Here is an 18,270-nt window from a genome sequence, read left to right on the forward strand (position 1 = left end):
AAAGCTTATTTATACTAGATATAATATGAAGCAGTGGTAAAATACAGTGTTTAAAAGTATTTTTACGTTTAGTTTTTTCACGGCTATTTCAAGAGTCTTGGGATTGATGAGAGATGTATTAATTGCTATGGTTTTTGGCACAACCCCTCTTGCGGATGTATTTTTTTCTTCATTTCGTTTTGCTAATTTACTTCGATCATTTTTCGCAGAAGGAGCGTTTGCTACTTCTTTTATACCGTTATATTCAGCAGAATCATGTGATAGCAAAAGAGCATTTAGTTTTGCAAGTAACGTAATATCTTTTGTGTTCATTATTTTATTGGTTTTTTGTATCATTATGCAATTTTTTTTCCCATATATGATTCAAGTGTTCATTCCTGGATTTGATCAGAATAAGCTTGTGTTAGCTGTAACTTTATCAAGGATAATGATGCCATATATAATTTTTGTATCAATCGCATCGTTGATTGGTGGAATGTTGCAGGTAAGGGAACATTTTGTTTCAACAGCTATTGCGCCGATTGTTTTGAATCTTTGTTTAATTGTTAGTTTATTTATTCCTTATATAGAAACTCCAGCACATAATCTTTCTATAGCTGTGTTGATTGGAGGTATTTTTCAGTTATTGTTAATGTTGTTTAGTGCATATAAGTTTAAAGCTGCATTTTTTTTTAGTATAAAGTTAAGTAATCAGGTTAAATTATTTTTTAAGCGTGTAATATCAGCAATTACTAATAATTGTGTTACTCAGATAAGTCTATGGATTGATGTAATTATGGCTAGTTTTATACCAAATGCAGTATCTTATATATATTATGCAGATAGGTTAAATCAATTGCCGCAGGGGATGATTGGTACTGCAATTGGTACAGTGCTCCTTCCTTTAATTTCAAAGCAGATAAATAACACTGAAAATATAGTTAAAATACAGAGTAAGGCTCTTAATGTGGGGTTGACTTTGGTTATGCCAATAACTGCTGCTTTTATTATTATTCCCGATAAAATTTTACTTACGCTTTTTTCCTATGGTAAATTTGATCATCATGCGGTGGAACAAATTACTCCTATATTGATAGCACTTTCTACTTCTTTACCTGCGTTTATTATAAATAAAGTATTGTTACCTACATTTTTTGCTAATGGTAGTTTTAAAATACCAACTATATTCTCGTTGACATGTTTGGTAGTTAATATAGTATTGAATCTTTTATTAACACATAAGTATCAGCATATAGGGATTGCTATTGCCACTTCTATTTCTACTTGGATAAATTCTATATTATTAATTAACTATTTAACGGTAAATAGGATGTATAAGATTAGCCGAGTATTATTATTGAATATAATAAAAATTATTATTGCTACATTAATAATGTCAATAGTTCTTTATATTTTTAGTTCATCGTTAGAGTGGTTATTTTTTGATAAAATATTTGTTCGCGTTATTTATTTGATAATATTGATATTTTTAAGTGTTATTGTTTATTTTGGTGCTCTTTATTTAATGTTTAGCTGTAATCTCAAGTATATAAAACTATGAGGTTTTTTGCATATGTAGTGTCACTAATTTCTTTAGTGTCGATTTCTTTATATGTTTTCCTTTTTTTTAAAGATTGGAATAATTATAAGGAATATATCATACAGAAATTAGAAGACACATATGATATTAAAGTACATATTGGTGGAAAGATTAAGGTTTTATTAGTTGCCCCGAAGCTTATTATTTATAACGTGAACGTTCAACATAATAATGTTAGCGAACAAAGATTATTAGATTTTATTAGTATAAATAAAATTGAAGTAAAGCCGTCTTTTTTATCATTGTTTCTACTTTCATTACAGTTAAAGTCGGTTACATTATTTGGTGCTGAAAGTAGTAAGGAAGGTATTATTGATCTTACAAGTAAGATCGGTAATAAAATTGATTTAATAATTAAAGATAGTAAAGTGAATTTGGGTAACAGTTTTATTGGTTATAACAATGTTGTTGATATAAAGGAAATTGCTATTAAGAGAAATGGACATTTTGTTGGTGAAATAAATGTAAACAGTAAAAATTATAATTTTTTGGGAAATGTTAATATTTTAAAAAAAAATGTAAGTGTTAGTTTTGAATCGAATGTTATAAAATTTTTATTTACTGGTAGCAAAAATCAAAAAGAATTGCAAGGTAAGTTAATGTTAATAGTTAATAATAGTTCTAATTTTATAAATGATCTTATAAGGATTGTTAATCCTAGCTTCATTTCTGACATTATTCCTAGTGAAAGTATTGAGGTGTTTTCTAAAGTTAATTTTGATAATGATAGATTTATGGTAACTGATTTAAAAATTAATTCAAAAAGTATCAAAATTAATGGCACTATGAGCAACAATAGTAGGGACAATCATATTGATATTAATATTAGTTCTGGTAAAGTTGATTTAGATCATATACAAAATGATTTACGAAAAACAATAGAGGTAAGGGATTTTTTGGAATGTTTTAGAAAAGTTATACCAAAAAATTTAAGTTTAGATTTTTATGTGAATGATTTAAATATCAAATATCAAAACAGGGAATTAGGTAAGTTTCATACTGCGTTAAAGTTTGCTGATGCTGAAGCAGAAATTAGTATGTTAATTTGTTTTTCTGGAATTAACAATAAATTTCATTTATCGGGAAAAATATCAAGTAATGAAATTTTATCTGAATTTAATGGCGGTTTTCTTATAAAGGGGACTAATTTGGAGTCTTTTATTTCATATTTTTTACCTTTTAAAAATATGAAAGAGAATAAAGAAAATCAATTTAGAATAACTTCCAAATTACACCTAGCACCTAGAATATTATATATTTCAGATATTAGATTATTATTAGGTGATAAAGAGTTTTTATATGGATCAATTAGAATAGGTTATATGGGAAAGCGCAATACTGTTAATGGTACGATTAGTATGCATAATTTTGATGCAGATAAATATGATTGTTCATTGTTTAATGATTTATTTGAAGTGAAATGGTTAAAAAGTTCTAGATATGATGTAAATATAGAGTTTAGTATTAGTAATACTGTGGTGAATAATATAAAAATTGAATATGTAAATTTTTTATTGAGGGTAGAGAAAGGTAAATTAATTTTAGACAATATAAAGTTATTAGGAAAGGATTTTGATGTAGTTGGTAATATAAAGATGTTGGTAGATAAAGAATATGTTAGGCCTTTACTAGATATTGATCTTGCTGGTAATAAATTTAATGGTAGTTTTTTAAAACTACCAAATTTATTAGAAATAAAAAGAGATTTTAAAAATGAAATAAATCAGATTCAGTGGTCAAAAGATCAGACTATTATTTTAAATAATAAAAAAGATTTTGATGCAACTATAAAAATTAGTGTTCTAGAATTTAGAAATGATCCTTCTATTTATAAAGATTTTAGCTTAAATGCAGTAATGATAAATAATATCGTTACCTTTAAAAGGGTGAACTATACATTCGGCTGCGGGAAACTATCTTTTCAAGGTTATTTAAGATCAGATTCAATATATGTAAGATTTTTTATAGAAAATTTAGACGTTAAGAGAGTTGCAAGGGCTGTAGGGGTTAATAATATAGATGGTCAGATAAATCTAGATGGTGTAATAAAAGCTAATGGAAAGAGTTTTAGTGATTGGGTTAATAATTTAACTGGGGAGATTAGTTTTCGAACAAAAGGAATAGAATTTACTAATGTAGATTTTAATTCATTTATTGTTAATTTATTGAATAGTAAGAATAAGTCTGAAATTTCAGTTTTTGCTAATTTTGATATGTACAATGGTAGTACTTTCTTTGGAGATATTAATGGAAAAGCAAGTATTAAAAATGGTATATGTTCTACTAGTTTACAATTTAAAATTGATAAGGCGTCAGGAGTTGTTTCTTCTAATTTAGCTTTGTTTAATTTTACTTTGGTTTCATTATCAAGGTTTTTTTTTATTCCACAAGGTTATAATAATCCAATTTATATTGATATGCACTTAGACGGCCCCATTTGGCGTTTAAAGATGAATTTTGATGAAGATCAAATATTTGCTTTTATAAAAAATTAGAGATATTGGGAGCTATGTTATAGAGTTTTAGTTCTTAAGATTGCTCTACAAAGTAATTTTGTATTTCAATTTCTTTATTAAGGAAGAAGTTTTCATAATGTAAAGTTTAGCTTTTATTTTGCTAATATATTTTAATTATATATTTTATTTTGGTATTTTAGGGGTTTTAAGTTTATAAAATTACAAAATAAGCTTGTGAATATATATAGTATGTAATAGAGATAATAATTTTGTATTACTCTCTATTAAATTAAGAAGTAAATAATTTGTTTTGTGTTATTTTATTGGTTTAGTGATGGATGGTTTACTAAGAAGTAATAAAACTTTCATTCATTTTGTATAGGAAATAATGTTAAGCGATGTTTTATACTATTGTTACTTTTATATTTCTTTATGTTTAATTTTTAGGTTTAATTTGTGACTATAAATTATTATTATAGGGAAATTTGATAGCATTTTGATTTTATAATTTTAATTTGTAGGGGTTTTGTTTAAAGATAAGTGAATATTATTAGTTTGATAAAAGCAATAATTGATAAAAGTACTATTAAAATAGTGAGGTTTGATACAAAAATTGTAATTGTTATAGAGCTTTTTTATTGACAACTTTATTTTGCAATAGTTATGGAAAAAGTATTTTAAAAAGGTCTTTGTTAGGAAGTTAGAGAAGATGAAAGGGGGTTAATTTAATTAATAAATAAAGGAGTCAACGAATTGTTAATATATTTATTATAATGTTATTAGTGTATTCATAATTGATAAAATAAAAGTACATAAGAGTTAGGAGAATGGTTTTTGTGTAGAAAATATAGGAGAGAAAAAACTGATGAAGGATTAGTTTTGAGAAAATGGGTGTTATGATTAAAAAGGAAAATACAATTTTATAGGTGTTACTGTAATATTTTATTTGCTAGCAATTTTATTGCTTTTGCGTAACATTTATGTTCTTTAGTTAGAATTCGTTTTGAAAGACTTTGAACATTGTCATTTGGTAAAACTGGTACAGCGATTTGAGTGATTATAGTACCTGCATCAACTTCAGGAATAACATAGTGTACAGTACAACCTGTAATTTTTACACCTGCTTTTAGAGCTTGCTCTTGAGGATTAAGGCCTTTGAAAGAGGGTAATAAAGATGGGTGAATATTTATAACTTTATTGTGCCATTTATTTAAAAAATCAGCTTTTAGAATTCTCATGAATCCTGCGAGACAAACTAAATCAACATTATGTTGAACAAGTATTTCGTGAATTTGATTAGTATCAAGTGGATTATTTCTAATAATATATGTTGAGATTTTTGCTAGTTTTGCTATTTTTAATCCAGCAGCTTCATTTTTGTTTGTAATAACACATGCAACTTCCGCGGGGAAGTTATAGTTGTGACTTAATTTTATTAATGATTGCATATTTGATCCTCTTCCTGAGATAAGGATTCCAAGTTTTATTTTTTTCATTATAAATTTTGACTTAGTCAAATTAATTTTAACAAAAATATTTAAAAGGAAAATATATAGTTATATGTAAATTTTTGTTTTATAAATAAGTTTTTAGTCATTGTTAATGATTAAACAAAGTTAATGTTGGATTTTTTAAGTATTAGGAAGTTATTTTAATAATTAAAGAAGAGAAATAATTATTTAAATTGACCTAATTCTAAAACTTTTTTTTCTGTTATAAAGATGCTTTTTTTAAGACTTTTATCTATTAAATAAATAGTAGATAAATAAGTTTTTCGTTTTTTTATAATGTCAATAGTTAAAGTACCAGGGGTAATTGTAATTGAATTTGCAAATAGTGTGATACTTTTATCATTATGTTTTTTACATTTTTTTACAATAATTATTGGTTCAAGTTTAAGTTTAATTTGCAAAATTTTTTTTGCTATATAGATGTTTGAAAAAATAATTTGGTATATTAACCATGGTGTGTAGTTTATTAACAACTTGTAAAGTAATAATTTATTTGTTGTAGTATTTAAAATTTGGTTAAGGGTATTTTCATTATTTATTAATCGTTTAAAGATAAATAGTACAAATATAGATGAAAATATTCCACAGAAGATAAAAAATAATTTGAAATAACCAGATAACGTGATCCACAAAAAAAATAATGTTACAAAGGTAATGAAAAAAAAATAGTTTTTCTGTTTGTTCTGTACCATGTAAGTATCCCTTCTTAAAAATTTTTAAGAAACAGAAATAAAATACTGATTAAGTTTTATACTTATTCATTTGTGTATTCTAATATGAAGTATTAATTATGTCAATTTGTCAAATAAGTTAAGTAAAGCACTATTATGAGTATGTGTTATATATGATTTGTATACTACGCTGTGAGATAACTTTTATTAAAAGAGAAGGGTGCGCGATATTAGTGTTTGTTTTTCTTATTATTAAGAATTAAAAAATTAAGAATGTTTTTGTTTAATATTTTAAATAAGGAGAATGTATGGAAAATTTTAGAATTAAGAAAAATTATATTTATTGTAATTAATCTAAATTTTTATTGCATAAATATATGTATTATTTTAATATAGCAGCACAAACTAAAATATAAGGGGAGTTTATGAGTTTCACTTTATGCGAATTACCGTATGATAAGGCGGCTTTGGAGCCTTATGTATCTACGAGAACGTTAGATTTTCATTACGAAAAACACCATAGAGGATATTTAAATAAGCTTAATGAATTAATTAGAGATAACACTGATTACCAACAAATAAAAATTGAAGAATTGATAATGAGAATTCATGGGAATAATGATGAGATTCTTATATTCAATAATGCAGCGCAGGTGTGGAACCATACTTTTTATTGGAGCTCAATGAGGAGAAACGGTGGTGGTAATCCTAAAAATAATAGTTTTATTGCAAAAAAAATCCAAAATGATATTGGGGGTTTTGATAAATTTTATGAAGATTTTACAAATTGTGGAATAAGTCAGTTTGGTAGTGGATGGGTATGGTTAGTTCTTGAAGATGAGAAGTTAAAAATTACTAAAACTGCAAATGCAGATTCACCACTGATTTATAATCAAGTGCCATTGCTTACTATGGATGTATGGGAACATGCGTATTATCTGGATTGTCAAAACAACAGAGCTAATTATATAAAGATTTTCCTTGATTTTTTGATAAATTGGGATTTTGTAGAAGAGAATTTGAAGAAAAATATTTAAGATGTACGTGTCAAAAATAGCAACAACAAAGTTGCCTAATGGGTTACGTATAGTAACGGAGCGGGTATGTGGTGTTAATTCTGTAGCTTTAAGGATATGGATTGGTCTTGGTAGTAGGGATGAGATGGCTAATCAAAGCGGAATATCTCATTTTTTGGAGCATATGGCTTTTAAGGGGACAAAGACAAGAACTGCATTTGAAATTGCAAAGACTTTTGATGATATAGGTGGAATGTTTAATGCTATTACTTGTAGAGAGAGTACAAATTATTATATTAAAGTTCTTAAAAGAGATTTAAAAGTTGGTATTGATATTTTAGTAGATATATTGATGAATTCTACATTCCCAGAAAATGAATTAGAACGTGAGAAAAACGTTGTAATACAAGAAATTTTTCAAACTAATGATTCTCCTGGAGATATTATATTTTATAAATATTTTGAAGCAGCTTATGGGGATCAGTCGTTTGGTAGATCTATTTTGGGAACACAAGATATTGTAAGGTCGTTTACTAGAGAGGATTTAAATAACTACGTAAATGAACATTATTTTGGTGAGAATATGATATTTGCTGTTGCTGGAGATGTTGAACATGAGACAATAGTTCAATTAATTAAAAGTGTTCTTTCAGGAATTCGTACAAAAAAGTTAGGTAAAAAGCAAAATGTGAGTTTTATTGGTGGTGAGTATTTAGAGTATCGTAAGTTGGATCAGGTTAATTTGTTAATTGGTTTACCAGGTATTTCTCGTTATAGTAATAAATATTACGTGTTTCAAGTACTTAATTCTATATTAGGATGTGGGGTGTCGTCACGTTTGTTTCAGGAGGTAAGAGAAAATAAAGGGTTAGCTTATTCTATCTATTCGTTTAATTCTAGTTACGCTGATACAGGGATATTCTCTATTTTTGCTAGTACGGATAGCAAGAATTTAGTTGATCTTTTAAAGGTTATAATAACAGAGTTGAAAAAGTTATCTATAGATGATTTGAAAAGAAATGAAGTAGATAGGGTAAAAGAGCGAATAAAATCTCAAATTTTAATGTCGCGTGAGAGTGTAGATTCTCGTGCTGAAGCGTTGGGGTATTATTATGGTAGTTATAATAGGTACCTTAGTAAAGATGAGTTGATAGAAGGGATCGATGTGGTTACTTCTATTAATGTGAAAGAAGCAGCAGAGAAACTGTTATCTCAATGTGAAAAGACTACTTTAGCTGCAATTGGGGAAATAAGGTCTTTACCAAGTCGTGATATAGTGATTTCTATGCTTAAAATTTAAAGATTAATAAAATTTTGTTTGTATTTTTAATATTTTGGAGCTTATTTCGATTCATAAGTTTATAAGTGTAGTAGAGTTTTATTACTATAAAAACCAGAAACATTACAATAGTATTTAATATGTTTTTTTTATATTGAGATTATTTAGTAGTATAAACTAATTTTAAATGTTTTTACTTTTATTAAAGTACTGTTTATTATTAGGTATTAAAATAACTTTCAAAAAGGACGTATAATATGTAAAATAAATATAAAATAAAAGGTTGGGGTCGCATCATTAATCGGAGTTGTAATGAATGAGTTCTAATTTATTATTAGAATAAAGTATGTATAAGACAAAGAGAGAATATTATAAAATTAGGAATACATTTTCTTAAGAAGGATTTGTATGAAACTATTAGTAGCAAATTAGATTAGAGTTTAAATAAGTTAAATGTGTTTTATTTAACAGTCTTTACAAAGTTATTAAAAAGTTATTTTATTTTGTATTTATTTTATATATATTTTAGCTTAAATCTATGTTAACATGTCCCATTTTACGTTTATTTTTAACTTCTTCTTTTCCGTATATAGTTATACTAGCTTTTGTGTTAATTAAATAATTATAAAAATTATATATATCATTGCCTATTATATTTTTTGTCATGCAAGGAAAACGTAGTTTTACTTTTTGCATAGGCAATCCGCATATTATTCTAATTAGTTGTTCAAATTGACTGATGTTACATGCATCTAAGCTCCAGTGGCAAGAGTTATGGGGTCTTGGAGCTAGTTCATTAACTAATAAATTATTATTTTTGGTAATAAAAAATTCAATAGCAAGAATTCCTATTATATCAAGAACATTAGCTATTTTATGTGCTATTTGTTTTATTTCTTGAGTTAGTCTTTTATCTATTTTAGCGGGTACTATTGAAGTATCTAGTATCCCGTTAATATGGTGATTTTCTGCTATGGGAAAAAAGTTTATATTACTATTTCTATCTCTTGCAATAACTATTGAGATCTCTTTTGATAAATCGATGCATTCTTCTAGAATATATTGGATGTTCCAATCTAAAGAAGCAAATTGTTTTATTTTAGAAGCATTTTCAATAATATATTGTCCTTTTCCATCGTAACCCATTTCTATTGTTTTTAATCTTGCTGGATAATTAAAATTACTACTGTTCTCTAACAGTTCATTATAATTACGTATATGTTTATAGAAAGCGGTTTTTATACCTAAATTTTTAATAAATTTTTTTTCTCTTAATCTGTTTTGGGAAATATATAATGCTTTTTTGCTTGGATAAAAGTCTATATATTGTGATATAGTATTAACTACATTGCTAGGTATATTTTCAGATTCAATGGTAACTAGATCTATACTTTTTATAAAAGATATAAGCATTCTATTATTAGAATAATCCGCTATAGATATGTTATTTGTAACAAAACAAGCTGGATCATTTTTATTATGGGCAAGAATATGTACTTTTTGTCCAAGTTTCGTTGCGGCAACAGCAATCATTTTACCTAATTGTCCAGCACCTATTATTCCTATTGTTTTTTTATTTAGCATATTGTATTTCATTTATCATTCTGACTAGAGTATAACAACATACTTGAAAAGAGTATAAAAATACTATACAATCTGTGGAAATTTATTTACTGGACAATAAATATGGCTTTGGAATATACGCTTACTACTAATTCTGTTGAGGTTACAGTTTTGCCGGTTTATATCGAAGAGCAATCTATTCCTTATGAAGAATGCTATGTGTGGATGTATAATATTAAAATAAGAAATAAAAGCTCATCAACTATTCAATTATTAAGTCGTTACTGGCAAATAATAGATTATAAAGGAAAAGTAAATGAAATTGCAGGTGCTGGCGTTATTGGAGAACAGCCCGTGATAAAACCAGGAGAGGTGTTTAGATATACAAGTGGGACATATCTAAACGCACCTTCTGGAATAATGCAGGGTAGATATGAGTTTTTAAATGAAAAGAGTGCAAAAGTTTTTGAGGTTATGATACCGCCTTTTTCTCTGGATAGTCCGTATATAAATTCTAGACCACACTAAATTTATTTAGTTTTGTTGCATATTAGGTATATAGAGGCTTAGGCAACAAAAGTAAATAAAAAGTAAAAAGGTTAAGGGGTTTTTGATACGATAAAGTGATATGATTTTGATAAATTAGTTAGAAAGGTTGTTGTGTGATATTGTATTTTGTGGAGTGGTGGGGTTTTACATAGGAATTTGTGTGTTATATCATTTAAATTTCATGATCTTCATATGGTAATTATATATATAACTTTAAAGTCGTTGAAAATTTTATAGTGAAAATTATTTATATTTTACGGTTTACGTATTAGGTTTTGTTGATTGTAGTAAAATTAAGACTTTTTGGATTTTAATTTTTATAGATTAATTTAGTTATTGGTTATTATTTATTATATGGAGACATATAAACCGGTTTTGAAAATTTTAATTTTTAATTTTATTTAATTTAATCTTATTTTATATCTCTTCTTCCTTGTGATTAATTGGGAAATTCCTTAATTATAATAATAATAGAATAAGATAAAGTGTTATTTGTTTAGTTTTTATTTGAGCTTTCATTTTATTTTATTATTTGTAGCTTTAAGAAAATTAATATTGAAATAAGTTTTTGATTAGATTTCTTTTAAATTTATTATTTTATTATATATTTTTAAGTCTTTTTTTAATTTTTGGATAATTTTTCTATTTTTAAGTTTTATTATTTATTTTAGGTTGTATATGTTGTGTTATGTATTACACCCCAAGTGTAGAAATTTATTATTAATAAAAGTATTAAATATTTGTGCCCTTGTAATATTTATCATTGAAGTTTAAATTAGGGGTTCTAATTTTTTAATTTAAAGATCAAATTTATTAAAAATTTTATTTTGTGTATTATATAAATATGTATTTATCTTCTAAGCAGTGATGAAAGTACAATTATTACAAAAAGCATTCCACCAATGAGCGATGTGGTTCCACCAATGATAAAGCAAATACGTGACAATATTGACGAAATGTTTGGTAAAGCCGCAACTTTCCTTAAAGTTCCGTATCCACCTAACCAGGCAAGACTAGTAATATGAAGAAAATGTCCTAGGCTATACAAATATATCTGTAATTTTATTACAGAATTTTGTATTGTTTTACAGCCTAATTTTGGTAGAAGCCAGTAAATAAAATTCATGAAGGCTATAGTAATACCAACTATACAACCGTGGTAATGCGCAGGAATAATAATATTTCCCTCAATAGTTAGTGTTCCTAGTATACAACCGTAAGTAAATAGTATAAATGAATGTAATAAATAGTTTTCTTTACTAAGAATGGTTTTTATGTTAAAGCATACTAATATTATTAGTATGCATATGAAAATTGCTCCAGCAATTTTCATATGCCAAACAAAAAATTCCATCAGTTTAATGCTATCTATTGGATAGATAAGGTATATGAGTGGTCCGGTTATAGATAAGATTACATTAGTAAACAGTAGTAAAATAACAGTTTTTTTATTTAAAACCAAATTGATATTTGAATCTAATATTATTAGATAGACTAGAAACATCCCTTGAACAAAAACGAATTGCAGTAAATGCCCTCCCCCCCAAAAAAGGTATTCATAAAATGAATTTTTATTTGAATAATATAAATCAGGAGGCATATTTCTATAGGCTAGAATAAAACAAAGCAATGATGATATAAATGTAATGATAAGTCCAGTTTGTCCAATAGAGAAATAAGAAACATGTTTATTTGAAATATAGCTGAGAATTATATTTATGAATGTACTAATAATAAATAAGCCTAGTCCAAATAAAAATAATTTGTTTTGTGATATAGGTATATAGTTGCTCTTTATTATTTCGGTATCTGAGAAAAATGCAGATACAAATATTAGAAATGCAGAAAAAATTGAGAGAATTAATAAAAAATTAAACCAGTTATTGGTGTTTTGTAGATTTATGATAAAAAGTAAAGATATTACGGAGCACATCCATACTAAAATTGATAAATTTACATGTATTACTAGTGCATTATCAAAAATATTCTGAGAAGAAAGAATAAGAGATGATATAAATGGTAGTCGCAGAAAAATAACGATTATTGATAGCAACCCAGAACAAGCAATAGCGCATGTTGCCAAATATATCCATTGTCTGCAGATTACAACATTATTTGTTTTTAACAAAAGTTACCCCTACTTTTTATAAAAATTATAAATAATTTACTTTAGTTAATTTTCATGTAGAATTGTACATTTATATGTGAATAGTGGCAACAATATAGCAACAAGATTTGTTTATTGTTATAAGAAAAGAGCTCATTTATATGGGTTGTTGTGAATAATTAACATCTGATTTCACTAAAATTGATTTAGTATTTAGCTGGATATTGCTAAATTAAATATTTATTTTGTTGTCAACAGGTATTGTGTAAATTACAGTCGATTTATGAATTATGAATGTTTATTAATTTAGTATGAGTAATCTTTATAATAATAATAATATATTAGCGGTGAATTAGATTCATAATTTTGTTGCGGTATTTCGAGAAAATATTAGGTATAATTAAATGGTTGTCTGTTATTCTATAAGAAGTAAAGATTAGGAAATTTAATTTAAGAAAATTAATAAAAGTAAAAATTTGATAGAAAAACTTACATTTCATATTATGAAAATATATTTTAGTAAAAATTTGATAAATAATATTATTAGGATACAGAGATATAAATAATTATAAATTTTTTTTATTAAAATAATAAAATCTTTAGAATGTTAGACTGTGATTTTATCAGTTAATGAATATTAAAGTTGTAAATTGATTTTCTTTTTTTTTAGGAAAGCATTTTACTTCATAAATAGGACTTTTTATTAATTGTAAATTAATTACAGAAAATTTAATGCTCGCAGTTGTAAAATTATTAAAATGTGAGGGGGCGGCTTTATATAAAGCAATATAGTTTTGTTAACTGATTGGATAGTCACCAGTAAAGCAAGCATCACAATATTGTGGTGTTATATTGTTTCGTTTTTCTTTTTTAATAGCTTGATATAATCCGTTAATACTTAGAAAGGATAAACTGTTTATTCCCATATTTATTTCTATCTCTCTTATTGATTGATTTGCAGAAATTAAATCTTTGCATTCTGGTGTATCGATTCCATAAAAACAAGAATATTTAATTGGTGGACTTGAAATTTTTAAGTGGATTTCTTTTACTTCTGCATCTTTTAACATAGTTATTATACTTCTGAGTGTGTTACCGCGTACTATACTGTCATCTATTAAAATAATGTTTTTTTTATTTAAAATATGTTTATTAGCGTTAAATTTTAATCTTATTTTTATTTTACGTATTTCATTAATTGGTTGTATAAAAGTTCTTCCTATGTAATGATTACGAATTATTCCTAGTTCCATTGGCAATCCTGAATGTTTTGCATATCCAATAGCTGTAGGTATTCCGGAATCTGGTATTGGTACAATCATATCTATATTATTTTTTGGCGGACTTTCTTCTGCGAGAATTTTTCCTATTTCTTTTCTCATGTTATATATAGATTTACCTTCCATTATACTATCTGGTCTTGAAAAATAGATATATTCAAAAATACAAAAGCTAGATTTTTGTTGCGTAAATGGAAATGCAGAAGTTAAATGACCACTACGATCAATAATGATTAGCTCACCTGGTTTTATTTCTCTAATAAATTTGGTATTAAGAATATCAAAAGCGCAAGTTTCAGATGCAAGTACATAAGAATTATTTAATTGTCCTAAAACAAGTGGTCTGATTCCAGCGGGGTCTCGGACTCCGATAACCATTTCTTGATTAATTGCAACAAAAGAGTAAGCGCCTTGTATTTGCTTTAGTGAATATATAAAACTTTCTATAAAATGATCTTTTATAGTAGTTTCCATTAAGCGCACTACTACTTCTGTATCAATATCTGATTGAAAAATACATCCTTGTTTGATTAGTTGTTCACGTATTTGAGGAATATTGATTAAATTGCCATTATGGGCTATAGCAAAGTCCCAAAACTTTTTACCCTTACCAAGCATAGGCTGCGTTCCGACTTTATTACCGCTTGTTGAGTATCGGACATGACCTATTGCATGATTTCCTGGCAAAGATTTTTTTATTGAATCTATATTGTCAAATGTATCATTCACCTGACCCTTAAAGTAATAAGAATATAATTTATTGTTGTGGCTTGTTACAATACCAAAAGATTCTTGACCTCTATGCTGTAAAGCATGGAGGCCTAATATTGAATCGAAAACAGCGTTTTTATTGTAGCTTATACCAAATATCCCGCATTCTTCGCGCACTTCATCAAGCATAAAAATCATTCAGCAAAGTTCTAATTTTACTTTAGCATATGAACAAAGTACAAGTATTTTAATTTAATAAGAAAGAGATTATGTCTAGAAGTTTTATGTTTTTATTAATTTTTAACTTTAAAGCTATAGTCTTAACAAAATAAATTATCTTATTATGCAAGTTTAAGTTTTTTATTTTAATATTTCTTGTAAAAAATATTAAAAATATTAATAGTAAATATTTCTTTTGTATTTCTATATGAAATCCTTCAAGAGTTGAATATACACCAATAAATAAAATAAATATGATTATAATCATTTTTAATTCGGAGTTAGATTCAATTAATTTAGTAATATAGTTTAATAGAAATATCATTATTAATATAGAAAATGTGTATGCTATGGTGATTATTATAATATTATGAGTTAGTATTATAGCTGTTAATAAAGAATCAATAGAAAAAATTGAGTCTATTAATAATATTTGCGATATAATTGAGAATAATTGTAGTTTGATATCTATTTTTTTTTCTATTTGTCTATATAAAATAATGTTGTTTTGTAATTCTATAGAACTTTTGATAATGAGAAATAATCCTCCTACTATCATAAATAAGTCTTTTGTTGAGATATCAAGTAGTGTGATATGGAGTATAGGTTTTTGTATTGATGTTAATATATATGATATCATCAATATCACTATGAAGCGTGTTAACAACATTAGTCCTATACTTATAAAGTACAATTTTTTTTTAATTGTGATTGGTGCATTATTTATTAATAAAGAGATAAAGATTAGATTGTCTATATTAAATATAATTTCAAATAATATGAGTGTTAGTAAAGTCCAAATTTCAGTTAACATATTTTATGTATTTTAGTTTTTTTGTTTTGGTTTTTAATTATATATACGAAAACAAGTGGGATTTTAGTAATAATTTTGAATCAGGTAAAGGGTTTTATATATATATCATTAAGTAAACATTTCAATTAATAAGGGTATAGTTTTTCTATTTACCATTTTAAATGGTGTTAGTTTTAATTTTAGCAGAGCTTTTATATTATTTTAATAATGAAAGTAGCACCCCTTATATACTCAAAGTTTTGTTTTTTAAAAGATTAGCTATTAAAACAACTTTAAAGGTTTTATTTTTTCTATGTGATATAAAATACTCAGCTGTATTAGATTTAATTTAAAGTAATTTTAAACCTTATTCTCCCTTAGAGAAGATTACTTATCACTCTGTTTAGATGTGAATCACGAGACTATTTGTATAATTCAACACGGAATTTTGATAATGTAAATGCTTTCTCTTTGTAAAAAGTTTTTATAGTTATAAAAACTATTACAAAATTATAAATGAAAAGTACAACATGTTTTGATCTGATAAGTTTTTAAAAATTCATTATCGAGCATCTGATTTAATCATTACAAATTTCGAATTGTGAGGATTCGAAATTCATAATACATAAAACAAGAAGATATATTTAAAAGAAGAAAATGGGAGAGCTACATAAAGTCATCATGTGACATCATATGTTCTTCGTATTCATTACTATCGTTTTGATAAGTTGTTGTTACATCAGTTTTGTCATAATTACTGTCTAGCATAGCGTCTAATATAATATCCAACTTTCCTTCCCTTTCAAGATCTATTAGTTTATCACATCCTCCAATATGATATATATAATCACCATTATCATCGACAATAAAAATTTGCGGGACTGTTTTAACATTGTATTTTAATTTGATTTCATCAAATAAATCTGGTTTTTCGAGTATATCGATTTCTTCGTATTTTGTATCTCTTTTATCTAGTAATTCTTTTGCCTTTTTGCAAAACGGACAGTGTTGCTTTACATATATTACAATTTTTTCTTTAGTACTTTTCACAATTTACCTCTGTAACTTTAAAATATGGCTATTATATATAAAACATATAAAGATATCAATTGTATGAAAATTATTTATGATCATTTTGATCACAAATATAAAATAAATAGTGGTGTAGTATTAACTTTTGGAAATTTTGACGGTTTACACTTAGGACATGAACTTATAATTTCTACTGTTAAGAGTATAGCTGTAAAAAGGAAGTTACCTTCTGTAATTTTAACTTTTGAACCTCATCCATTAGTTTTATTCGGTAAAAATAATTTTAAATTGATAAATCAAAAACAAAAAAGAGAGTTGATTAGTAGTTGTGGAGTAGATTATTTATATATTATTGATTTTAATGAGAGTTTTTCTAAGATTAACTGTAGTGATTTTATTACTAAGATTTTAATAGATAGATGTAATACTAAACATATAGTTGTTGGGAAAAGTTGTACTTTTGGTTATAACCGTTTTGGTAATGTTTTGACTCTAAGGGAATATTGTAAAACTGGATATTCTTTAACTGAGTTGGAACCGTTAATAATTGAAGGAAAAATTTGTTCTTCTTCTTTAATTAGAAAATATTTACAAGAAGGTAAAACGGAGATTGCTAATAAATTACTTGGTAAGCCTTATCAGGTTTCTGGTATTGTGACAAAGGGTGCATGTAGGGGTAGAGAGATAGGATTTCCGACTATAAATATTCCGATAGAAGATTATATGATAAAACCTAAGTTTGGTACTTATTATGCTAAAGCAGCATTTTTTGATATTAATTTAAATTGCTTGTATGATGGAGTAGCTAACATTGGCATTAGACCTACACTTAAAGATTTGAAAAAACCTATAGTAGAAATGCATATATTTGATTTTAGTGAAGACGTATACGGCTATAAAGCTGATGTACAACTTTTAAAGTTTATTAGATCGGAAAAAAGATTTCATAGTATTGATGAATTAACGAAGCAAATTAACTGTGATGTAATTAAAGCTTATCAGTTAAGGACAAATTTATGAAAAAATTATGTTTAATTATTATACTAATTATAGTATTGACTGATCAGATGAGTAAATTGTACATAGGTTCATTGATTAACGGAAGAGAGTCAATTGAAGTTGTTAGGTTTATAAAGTTAATTGGAGTATGGAATACTGGGGTTAGTTTTGGAATGTTTAGTACCTTACCACACGGTGATATTTTGTTTTCAACACTTTCAATGTTAGTAATTAGTATACTTATATATTTGATATATAAATCAAGTGACAAATTGACTTGTTTTGGTTTTTCCTTAATGCTTGGTGGGGCAATCGGTAATATAATTGATAGAATTTATTGGGGTGCTGTATATGATTTTATATGTTTTTATATTGGTAGCTGGTATTGGCCAACTTTTAATTTAGCGGATGTGTATATAGTTTGTGGGATGTTTGTGTTATTATGTAGATGGTATATCTATGATAGATTTATTCTTAATTCTAGATAAAATAATGAGTAAAAAAT

General features: G+C 26.0%; 14 protein-coding genes. 7 read left to right on the forward strand and 7 right to left on the reverse strand.

Going from position 1 to position 18,270, the window contains the following annotated elements:
- The first annotated feature begins 46 nt into the window (after nucleotides 1-46).
- Both murJ and LJI21_00380 read left to right on the forward strand, forming a co-directional pair.
- A complete protein-coding gene (murJ, locus tag LJI21_00375; GenBank protein WFW29771.1) occupies nucleotides 47-1,540 on the forward strand; it encodes a murein biosynthesis integral membrane protein MurJ in 1,494 nt (497 codons plus the stop codon).
- Complete coding sequence (locus LJI21_00380; GenBank protein ID WFW29772.1) at nucleotides 1,537-4,074, forward strand: AsmA-like C-terminal region-containing protein; 2,538 nt, start codon at nucleotides 1,537-1,539, stop codon at nucleotides 4,072-4,074. The genes murJ and LJI21_00380 overlap by 4 nt, the downstream gene beginning before the upstream one ends.
- 890 nt (nucleotides 4,075-4,964) lie before the next feature.
- Here the strand turns inward: LJI21_00380 and purN are convergent.
- Nucleotides 4,965-5,531: a phosphoribosylglycinamide formyltransferase gene (purN, locus tag LJI21_00385; protein ID WFW29773.1), complete on the reverse strand. Its 567-nt coding sequence runs from the start codon at nucleotides 5,529-5,531 to the stop codon at nucleotides 4,965-4,967.
- A 179-nt stretch (nucleotides 5,532-5,710) separates the two neighbouring features.
- Entirely contained in the window at nucleotides 5,711-6,238 is a 528-nt protein-coding gene (locus LJI21_00390; GenBank protein WFW29774.1) for a Na+/H+ antiporter subunit E, read from the reverse strand.
- A 404-nt stretch (nucleotides 6,239-6,642) separates the two neighbouring features.
- Here LJI21_00390 and LJI21_00395 point away from each other — a divergent pair, with 404 nt between their 5' ends.
- Both LJI21_00395 and LJI21_00400 read left to right on the forward strand, forming a co-directional pair.
- Entirely contained in the window at nucleotides 6,643-7,254 is a 612-nt protein-coding gene (locus tag LJI21_00395; GenBank protein WFW29775.1) for a superoxide dismutase, read from the forward strand.
- Between the two features lies 1 nt (nucleotide 7,255).
- Nucleotides 7,256-8,533 (forward strand): insulinase family protein, encoded by a 1,278-nt coding sequence (locus tag LJI21_00400; GenBank protein WFW29776.1) that lies wholly within the window; start codon nucleotides 7,256-7,258, stop codon nucleotides 8,531-8,533.
- A gap of 504 nt (nucleotides 8,534-9,037) precedes the next feature.
- On the opposite strand, the gene LJI21_00405 is transcribed toward LJI21_00400, so the two are convergent.
- Complete coding sequence (locus LJI21_00405) at nucleotides 9,038-10,108, reverse strand: 5-(carboxyamino)imidazole ribonucleotide synthase (GenBank protein ID WFW29777.1); 1,071 nt, start codon at nucleotides 10,106-10,108, stop codon at nucleotides 9,038-9,040.
- Between the two features lie 90 nt (nucleotides 10,109-10,198).
- Here LJI21_00405 and apaG point away from each other — a divergent pair, with 90 nt between their 5' ends.
- Nucleotides 10,199-10,603 (forward strand): Co2+/Mg2+ efflux protein ApaG, encoded by a 405-nt coding sequence (gene apaG / locus LJI21_00410; GenBank protein WFW29778.1) that lies wholly within the window; start codon nucleotides 10,199-10,201, stop codon nucleotides 10,601-10,603.
- 871 nt (nucleotides 10,604-11,474) lie between these two features.
- On the opposite strand, the gene LJI21_00415 is transcribed toward apaG, so the two are convergent.
- From LJI21_00415 to LJI21_00430, 4 genes are all read right to left on the reverse strand, one after another.
- Complete coding sequence (locus tag LJI21_00415; GenBank protein ID WFW29779.1) at nucleotides 11,475-12,752, reverse strand: cbb3-type cytochrome c oxidase subunit I; 1,278 nt, start codon at nucleotides 12,750-12,752, stop codon at nucleotides 11,475-11,477.
- A gap of 776 nt (nucleotides 12,753-13,528) precedes the next feature.
- Nucleotides 13,529-14,911 carry an amidophosphoribosyltransferase gene (gene purF, locus LJI21_00420; GenBank protein WFW29990.1) on the reverse strand — a complete coding sequence of 461 codons (1,383 nt, stop codon included), beginning with the start codon at nucleotides 14,909-14,911 and terminating at the stop codon, nucleotides 13,529-13,531.
- Nucleotides 14,912-14,969: 58 nt separating this feature from the next.
- On the reverse strand, nucleotides 14,970-15,755 hold the full coding sequence (locus LJI21_00425) for a TerC family protein (protein WFW29780.1): 786 nt from the start codon (nucleotides 15,753-15,755) through the stop codon (nucleotides 14,970-14,972).
- Between the two features lie 645 nt (nucleotides 15,756-16,400).
- Nucleotides 16,401-16,787, reverse strand: coding sequence for a glutaredoxin family protein (locus tag LJI21_00430; protein WFW29991.1), 387 nt, complete (start codon nucleotides 16,785-16,787; stop codon nucleotides 16,401-16,403).
- A 21-nt stretch (nucleotides 16,788-16,808) separates the two neighbouring features.
- Here LJI21_00430 and ribF point away from each other — a divergent pair, with 21 nt between their 5' ends.
- Both ribF and lspA read left to right on the forward strand, forming a co-directional pair.
- Nucleotides 16,809-17,786 carry a riboflavin biosynthesis protein RibF gene (gene ribF, locus LJI21_00435; protein ID WFW29781.1) on the forward strand — a complete coding sequence of 326 codons (978 nt, stop codon included), beginning with the start codon at nucleotides 16,809-16,811 and terminating at the stop codon, nucleotides 17,784-17,786.
- Nucleotides 17,783-18,253, forward strand: a complete 471-nt coding sequence (gene lspA, locus LJI21_00440) for a signal peptidase II (GenBank protein WFW29782.1) — start codon at nucleotides 17,783-17,785, stop codon at nucleotides 18,251-18,253. The genes ribF and lspA overlap by 4 nt, the downstream gene beginning before the upstream one ends.
- Nucleotides 18,254-18,270: the final 17 nt, after the last annotated feature.

The organism is Wolbachia endosymbiont of Menacanthus eurysternus (assembly GCA_029715105.1).
In the GTDB taxonomy this organism is placed as follows: domain Bacteria; phylum Pseudomonadota; class Alphaproteobacteria; order Rickettsiales; family Anaplasmataceae; genus Wolbachia.